At 37.3% G+C, this 6,976-nt stretch carries 10 protein-coding genes; 5 read left to right on the top strand and 5 right to left on the bottom strand.

Annotation, left to right across the window (positions count from 1 at the left end; translation table 11 throughout):
• On the top strand, nucleotides 1–546 hold a 546-nt coding region (locus KGF70_RS16150), incomplete at its 5' end, for a hypothetical protein (protein WP_216786500.1).
• Nucleotides 547–663: 117 nt separating this feature from the next.
• Here KGF70_RS16150 and KGF70_RS16145 read toward each other — a convergent pair.
• The 3 genes from KGF70_RS16145 to KGF70_RS16135 all read right to left on the bottom strand — a co-directional run bounded on the left by KGF70_RS16145 (nucleotide 664) and on the right by KGF70_RS16135 (nucleotide 2,422).
• Entirely contained in the window at nucleotides 664–966 is a 303-nt protein-coding gene (locus KGF70_RS16145; RefSeq protein ID WP_216769490.1) for a type II toxin-antitoxin system YafQ family toxin, read from the bottom strand.
• Nucleotides 956–1,234 carry a type II toxin-antitoxin system RelB/DinJ family antitoxin gene (locus tag KGF70_RS16140; protein ID WP_003625288.1) on the bottom strand — a complete coding sequence of 93 codons (279 nt, stop codon included), beginning with the start codon at nucleotides 1,232–1,234 and terminating at the stop codon, nucleotides 956–958. The genes KGF70_RS16145 and KGF70_RS16140 overlap by 11 nt, the downstream gene beginning before the upstream one ends.
• 118 nt (nucleotides 1,235–1,352) lie before the next feature.
• Nucleotides 1,353–2,422 (bottom strand): IS3 family transposase gene (locus tag KGF70_RS16135; protein ID WP_112278733.1). Its coding sequence is split into 2 segments (ribosomal slippage): nucleotides 1,353–2,194 and nucleotides 2,194–2,422, totalling 1,071 coding nucleotides; the frame shifts between segments, so codons are not numbered across the junction.
• 125 nt (nucleotides 2,423–2,547) lie between these two features.
• On the opposite strand from KGF70_RS16135, the gene KGF70_RS16130 reads away from it, so the two are divergent.
• Entirely contained in the window at nucleotides 2,548–3,600 is a 1,053-nt protein-coding gene (locus KGF70_RS16130; RefSeq protein WP_046811107.1) for an ABC transporter permease, read from the top strand.
• Nucleotides 3,601–3,604: 4 nt separating this feature from the next.
• Nucleotides 3,605–4,285 carry an ABC transporter ATP-binding protein gene (locus KGF70_RS16125; RefSeq protein WP_216763218.1) on the top strand — a complete coding sequence of 227 codons (681 nt, stop codon included), beginning with the start codon at nucleotides 3,605–3,607 and terminating at the stop codon, nucleotides 4,283–4,285.
• 570 nt (nucleotides 4,286–4,855) lie between these two features.
• Here KGF70_RS16125 and KGF70_RS16120 read toward each other — a convergent pair.
• Nucleotides 4,856–5,212, bottom strand: a complete 357-nt coding sequence (locus KGF70_RS16120) for a type II toxin-antitoxin system YafQ family toxin (protein WP_216763217.1) — start codon at nucleotides 5,210–5,212, stop codon at nucleotides 4,856–4,858.
• Complete coding sequence (locus KGF70_RS16115; RefSeq protein ID WP_003586674.1) at nucleotides 5,212–5,490, bottom strand: type II toxin-antitoxin system Phd/YefM family antitoxin; 279 nt, start codon at nucleotides 5,488–5,490, stop codon at nucleotides 5,212–5,214. The genes KGF70_RS16120 and KGF70_RS16115 overlap by 1 nt, the downstream gene beginning before the upstream one ends.
• 76 nt (nucleotides 5,491–5,566) lie before the next feature.
• Between KGF70_RS16115 and KGF70_RS16110 the strand changes: the two genes are divergently transcribed.
• Together KGF70_RS16110 and KGF70_RS16105 are read left to right on the top strand one after the other, a co-directional pair.
• Nucleotides 5,567–6,154, top strand: coding sequence for a site-specific integrase (locus KGF70_RS16110; protein ID WP_216769498.1), 588 nt, complete (start codon nucleotides 5,567–5,569; stop codon nucleotides 6,152–6,154).
• Nucleotides 6,155–6,166: 12 nt separating this feature from the next.
• Nucleotides 6,167–6,526 carry a hypothetical protein gene (locus KGF70_RS16105; RefSeq protein WP_216769496.1) on the top strand — a complete coding sequence of 120 codons (360 nt, stop codon included), beginning with the start codon at nucleotides 6,167–6,169 and terminating at the stop codon, nucleotides 6,524–6,526.
• Nucleotides 6,527–6,976: the final 450 nt, after the last annotated feature.

The raw sequence follows: 6,976 nt of genomic DNA, 5'->3' as shown, positions 1-6,976 counted from the left end.
ACTATATCTGATTTTTTATATTTAAAACATGAAATAAAAAGACTAACTGATACAAAAAAGACTCTAACAATTATTACCCTTCTATTTTCACTTTCAGTAAGTATTTATGTTGCCGCATCTATTGGTCACATTGTAACTAAGGACTATTCAAGTAATACAACTTTTTTTATTTTCGGCTTCGAATCAATAACGATTACATTAACAAGTTTATTTTTTCTATTTATTACAGCAAAAAAAAATATTTTAGACAGAAAAGAAACTATACACCTGGCCCAACAAAAATATTTTGGGCACAATTTAATCATGTTTTTTTCTATGGTTCACTATGTAACAGGATTAACTGATCTTGTATTTATCTTTAGTCTCATATATCTACCGGAGTTTCTTGACTATCTACTTCCAATCCCAAATAATTATCCAGGTAACGTTATTTTCCTTAATCTTCAAAGTTTATTTATTATTATTAGTGTATTCGTCATACCCTTTTTATTATTAATCTGGGTGCCAAAATATTTCAGAAAACAATTAAGTAAAACAAAAAAATAGGGTCCATTACTTACAAATAACCCCTCAAAAACATTGAAAGAATAGCCCCCAATATCTATAATGTAGATATTGGGGGCTATTTTAATTTATTTTTTTATAAGTGCCCCTAAACTATAGCTATTGATTCAAGATTTCATGGGAGCCAGTTGCAACCAATAACAAAATCAATTCATCATGATCTAGCTGATAAATAACAATCCAGTTGTCATAATTTTTACCATAGTTGCCATATCTGGCAGGGTGAAATTCACAATAGCCACGCCAATTTCCTTTTAATGCATGATCTTTAATCTGTTTCAAAACAAGTACATCTTGTTCAACAATTGCTTCTAAACAAGGCTTCAAGACAGTTATTGGGAAATGTTTTTTGACTAGTTTTTTTAATTCACGTTCAAAAGATTTGGTCTGTTTAATTTGCATCTAACTTATCGATCCAATCTTCAAAGTCAGTCAATGAACCAATGTTTTTGACCTGCCCTGTTTCTGCTTCTTTTTTAGCGGCTAAGGCTTCCGGAGAATCTAAAAAGCTGACTAATCGAACTTCATTATTGGCCGCTTTAACTAACGATAAGCGTATATACTCAGAAACGGTTAGCCCTTGTTTTGCTAGATTAGCTTTAGCCCGTTCACTAATGTCAGGTGTTACACGAGTTGAAATTGTCTTGTTTTTAATAATAGTATTACTCATTCTAATCCGCCTCCTTTAAGTTTACCATCGTACTACATTATAATATTCGATTTTTAGGTTTTCTGCAACTAAATTAATTTTAAAGTTGCTCCTATGTCAATAAATGGCACATCTTTTTCTAAACACTCGTTCTAATTCTGTCGGAATTAAACCAACTGATGTAATTTGAGGTTCGGATTACCAAGTCCTCAAAATTGGAAAAAGTTGTTTGAAAGGCAAACTCTCTCTTCAACAATGAGTGAAAAGCTTCAATTGGCCCATTATCATAAGGATAACCTTGTTTTGAGTATGAGTGGCTAATCTGATGCCGTTCAAGTAAAGTTTCAACTTCGTTGCTGGTGTACTGTGAACCCATGTCAGAGTGAAAATATTGTGGCTTTTGATGACATTCAAGCGCCTGATTAATCGTTTCTACAACTAACGTCGCCTCCATCTGACGACCAATCTTGAAAGCAAGAACTTGATGAACCTTTGGTTCGTAAATAGAACTGAGATAAACCCAGGTTCCTGGACGTAATTCCAAATAAGTAATGTCAGCACGCCATATCCTTGCATTGGGCTGGTGCTTGATTAAATTGGGGCGTTGTGAATGATCCACATGAGTGCCAGGTTTTTTAAATCGCCGATTCATTAAAGAGTGAATCTCCATTTCCCTCATTAATCGTAAAATTCGTTTTGACCCAACACAGATGCCTGACTTGCGAAGCACCATCGTTATTCGTGGATAACCATAGGCACGATAATTATTTTCCCAAATCAATTCAATTTTTTCTTTGAGCTGATTATCAACACGTTCGTGTTGACTAGGTTGATATCTTTTCCAATGGTAATAGGTGCTGCGCGGTAATTTCAGTGCCGAAAGAATAATTGATAAGCGGTGTCGCAATAACTGATCTTCTATGAAGACAAGGCAATTAATTCGTCCTAATGCTTTCCCAGTAACACCGCCGCAGCTTTTAAAATTTCAAGTTCCTCCTTTAATCGCTGATTTTCCCTTTGAAGTTGTTTGAATTCTTTGGACGTTACTTCAGTACCGTCTTCTAGCTCAACTGATTTAGCGCCTTTAACCCAATTCCGAATTGAATCGGCTGAAGGACCGTATTCCTTGGATAATTCATCGGATCGTCGTCCCGCTTTAACCATCTCCACAATGGACTTTTTTAAGTCCTCTTCATAACGTGTAACCATAAATAAAAATGCTCCTATGATGATATTTTACCAAACTAGCAAAACTAGTCCGGAATCTCATCATAAAAGCATGTATACTTGTGTATAGTAAGTTTGCTGAACTGCAACAAATACAGGAGGAACAAATGTTTTTAGCAATTAGAGAGATTAAAAAAGAAAAACTACGGTACGGCTTGATTCTAACAGTCGTCGTCTTAATCAGTTATTTGATTTTCATTTTAAGTGCCCTGGCGCTCGGGCTGGCAACAGCTAACACCGCTGCGGTGGACAGCTGGCAGTCTAAGTCCTTTGTAATGACCAAAGACGCTAATGGCAATGCCGGACAGTCATTACTGACAACGAAACAGGTGGATCAGTTAAGCGACGACAAAACCGCAACACTTGGCATTACACCAGTTAATATGAAAATTGGCGGAAAACGTGAATCCGCACAATTCGTTGGGATGAATAACGACGAGTACATCGCTAAAAACCTACAATTAACCAAGGGGCACTTGCCAAAGGCAGCTAACGAAGTCGTCCTCGCTGACTCAGTTGATAAGGATATTTACGGTATGGGGGATAAAATTTCGATTGGGTTATCTGATACGAAATATAAAATCGTGGGTTATGCGAAAAATGCCACGTATAACACCGCACCTGTTATTTATGGCGCGTTAGCGCAATGGCGTGTCATTAAGGGCGTGTCAGATCAATTCCAAGGTAGCGTAGTTACTTCAAAAACGTCACAATCGGTCGATGATAAAGCATTAAAGACTTATTCATACCAAGCCTTTATCAATAAATTGCCAGGTTATACACCGCAAAAAGCGACGTTTGGTCTCATGATTGGCTTCCTGATTGTCATTTCATTGATTGTGATTACCATCTTCCTCTACATTCTAACGGTTCAAAAATTGCCTAACTTGGCAGTTTTGCGTGCACAAGGCATTCCAAATCGTTTCTTGGCCCAAAATACGTTATTTGAGACGTTCTTTATTATGGCAACTGGTATCGTCGTTGGTGCTGTACTATCGGCATTAACTGAATTTGGGATTCCAGATAGCGTACCAATGGCATTTGATTGGGGATTGATGGGACTCATTGCGGCCGGATTGATGGTAACCGGGTTACTGGGTGCAATCATTCCGATTCGTGTGATTAGTAAGATTGATCCGGTATCAGTAATTGGAGGTTAAAAAGATGCGTGAAGAAAAACTAGCCCTTGAACACGTGACGAAACAATTTGGTCAGAAAACCAATTTAGTTACGGCACTAGAAGACGTCAGTTTAGCGTTTAAAGCTGGTGAGGTGTCGCTTATCATTGGTCCTTCAGGATCTGGTAAAAGTACCTTGCTAACCATTTTAGGCGGGTTACAGACACCAACAGACGGCTCAGTTCGTTTGAATGGTCACGACATCAGTGATTTGAGTACCAAAGAAGCCGAAAAAACACGACTTGAACAAATCGGTTTCGTCTTACAGGCGTACAATCTCGTGCCATATTTAACCGTAGCAGACCAATTCAAACTTGTTGACCAGGTGAAGCCTAACAATAACCTCAGTCAAGATGGATTTGACAAAATTATTGAAACGCTAGGCATTCAAAAATTATTAAACAAATACCCTGGCGAATTGTCTGGCGGTCAACAACAGCGCGTTGCAATTGCCCGTGCGTTGTATACAGACCCGGCGATCATCCTAGCCGATGAACCTACGGCAGCATTAGATACGGCACGTGTCAAAGAAGTTGGCCAACTTCTTGCTAATATTGCGCATGACGAGGAAAAAGCAGTCGTCATCGTCACGCACGATGATCGTCTGCGAGAGTTTTCTGATAATGTCTACAAAATTGTCGACGGAAAACTATCTAATACGGACTGATTAACACACTTGCTCTTATGCTGATATTCCGGACTAGTTTTTCTCGTTTGGTAAAATATCATCATAAGAGCAATAGATTATTTAGTTATGTTTTTGTCGAGCTTGCATTTTTGCTAGTCCGCTTGTAGCAAGGGTTTCAGCCCAATATAATAACTAAAATTTATAAGGTTACTTTTCAAATGTGTTGATTATCCATTGCAGAGAAAAGAACACAATAAAAATGATAAGAATAGGAAGCAGTCTAGCCAGCCAAATATTGATGTTTGGATATTGTGACAGAGTATGATAGAGCCATTGGGCAATTATAAAAGCGCCCAATCCGCTGACGATTTATTTGATGTTTTTATACATGTTATTTCTCCAATATATTCATACTAATATAGTACCTATAATACCATTAAACAAAAAAACAGCCCCTATTATCTATCCACTAGATAACGGGGGCTGTTTTATAGGGGCGATTAAAAAAAGGCACAAATAACCCCTCAAAATCATTGTTAAAATAACCCCCAATATCTATAATGTAGATGCTGGGGGTTATTTGTTTTTATATGGTATAAATGACTTCTCTTATTCGTCATTTTTTCGATACCTTTTGGAACGATTTTGACCAGGAAATAAACGATCATGCGATCCGACTCGAATGCCAATTAAGACTAGTTCATCTTTATCAATCGTATAAACCACCAGGCCATCGTTAGTTTCGCTTGGTGTTTTGTTTTTCGGGGTATCTCGTAAGTGAAATTCATTATAACCGCTCATTCGCCGATTAAGCTCATGATCTTCAAATTCTGGTGGTAATTGTTGTTGCTCAAGCAACAGATCAATGGCTGCTCGAACTTCATCAATAATAGATTTGTCTAAACTGGCTAGCCGTTTTAGATCAGCATTAAAGGTTGCACGTGGTTTAAATCTTAGTTTTTTCATTATTTAAACTGACCCCAATAATCATCATCTGATTCAACAATTTCATCGTCAGGTAAAACATGGCGTTTAATTAACTGGTCACGCGCAATTGCATATTCTAACGAACCTTCTTTAGCTTTTAATGCTCTTTCTAGCCAGTCCATTTTTTCTTGTGAAACGATGGCTACTGCGCGACTATTTGAACGAGCAATATAAACGGTTTCATCTTCGTCATTAACTTGATCTAAATATTTTTTTAGGTTAGCGCGAAAATCGCTCTGTGTTAGTGCTAATGTCATATTTACCACCCTTTCATTGTACTTAATATTGTACTTTAACTTGTACTAAAAATCAATTTTTTAAGGAGCTAAAACTATGCAACAAGTTGTCTTACCCATCAAAGATTCAAACGTTCTCAAAGAGGTGCAAGATACCTTACTCAACAACTTTAAAGCTGGCCGGCGTAACTATACCGTTTTTCAAGTTGGCAAAGCTACGCTACTGCGAGTGAGTGATGTCATGCGCTTAAAACAAACCGATATTTTTAATCCGGACGGTTCTATTAAACAAAATGCATTCATTCACGATCGAAAAACTGGTAAACCTAATACCTTGTATCTTAAACCAGTTCAAACGGAGCTCTTATTGTACCGTCAATGGCTACTTGATCATAAACTAGCCTCTGAGTGGCTCTTTCCTTCCATTCAACACCCTGAGCGCCATATCACGGAAAAACAGTTCTATAAAATCATGAGCAAAGTCGGCGATCTGTTAGGAATTAATTATCTGGGTACTCATACGATGCGCAAAACCGGGGCTTATCGCGTCTACACGCAATCAAATTATAATATTGGCTTAGTCATGAATCTGCTCAATCATTCCAGTGAGGCGATGACTTTAGCTTATTTAGGCTTAGACCAGGCCAGTACCGAAACGATGCTGGATCAAATTGATTTTGGTTAGGAGGCTGGCTTTATGGATTTAGATTTTAAATCAAACAAGTATGATCTGTTTGATGATTGGCATCAAAACAAGACTAAACAAGCCTTTACACAAAAGTTGCAGCAACAAGCTCAACTTGAAAAAACACAGCTGCCACAGTTATTGTCGCGTGAAGATTTAAAAATTCGTTGGCAGATGAACTCTCGTCAAAGTGTTCATCAAGTTGCTAGTAAGCCTGATTTTCCGCAACCCGTTTTTGCTTTTAATCATGGTAAGACGCCACTTTACTTAGCAACTGAAATTCAAATTTTTGAAATTAATCACCCCTGGGTGATAACTCCTGGTGCTCGTGTTGCTTATAGTCAGTGGATTCTTCGTAATGTGATTGATTAATCTTAAGATTTAGCGCTGGATTCTTGATAGTTGGCGCTAGCCTTCTAATACAAATAATCCCCACCAAAATGGGATTAAGTCTACCCTTGACACTTGTCAAGGGTATAAGTGCGCATTGACCTCATTTCACTCGGTCTGCTGATAACCATACAATCAATTTTTTTCGTTATTTAATTGAGCATATTTTTAATTCAATTTATGTTTGCACTTAACTAAGTTTGTTATGCTTTAGATACTTAAAAACTGTTGCAGATTCCACTGTTTTAAGCCAATTTTTTTAATCGTTCTGTGCAAAGAATCTTTATAAGTTTGGTAACAAATTTTGAATAACGGTACTGTAAAATCTGTGAATCTAAATTGAAATCATTATTTTGATGTTAGGAGTAATCAAGATGGACGAAAAGAAAGTATTAAAAACCATTGATGAAATGCTTGCTGATCCTTGGCAAG

Origin of the sequence: Lactiplantibacillus sp. 7.2.4 (assembly GCF_018991185.1) — a bacterium.
GTDB lineage: Bacteria > Bacillota > Bacilli > Lactobacillales > Lactobacillaceae > Lactiplantibacillus > Lactiplantibacillus pentosus.
Note: the sequence above shows the minus strand (reverse complement) of the source record. Positions and strands in the feature narration are given on the sequence as shown.

Coding starts and splice junctions, on each gene's coding strand:
- KGF70_RS16145 (WP_216769490.1), bottom strand. CDS start 966: ATGCAAATTAAACAGACCAAATCTTTTGAACGTGAATTAAAAAAACTA.
- KGF70_RS16140 (WP_003625288.1), bottom strand. CDS start 1,234: ATGAGTAATACTATTATTAAAAACAAGACAATTTCAACTCGTGTAACA.
- KGF70_RS16130 (WP_046811107.1), top strand. CDS start 2,548: ATGTTTTTAGCAATTAGAGAGATTAAAAAAGAAAAACTACGGTACGGC.
- KGF70_RS16125 (WP_216763218.1), top strand. CDS start 3,605: ATGCGTGAAGAAAAACTAGCCCTTGAACACGTGACGAAACAATTTGGT.
- KGF70_RS16120 (WP_216763217.1), bottom strand. CDS start 5,212: ATGAAAAAACTAAGATTTAAACCACGTGCAACCTTTAATGCTGATCTA.
- KGF70_RS16115 (WP_003586674.1), bottom strand. CDS start 5,490: ATGACATTAGCACTAACACAGAGCGATTTTCGCGCTAACCTAAAAAAA.
- KGF70_RS16110 (WP_216769498.1), top strand. CDS start 5,567: ATGCAACAAGTTGTCTTACCCATCAAAGATTCAAACGTTCTCAAAGAG.
- KGF70_RS16105 (WP_216769496.1), top strand. CDS start 6,167: ATGGATTTAGATTTTAAATCAAACAAGTATGATCTGTTTGATGATTGG.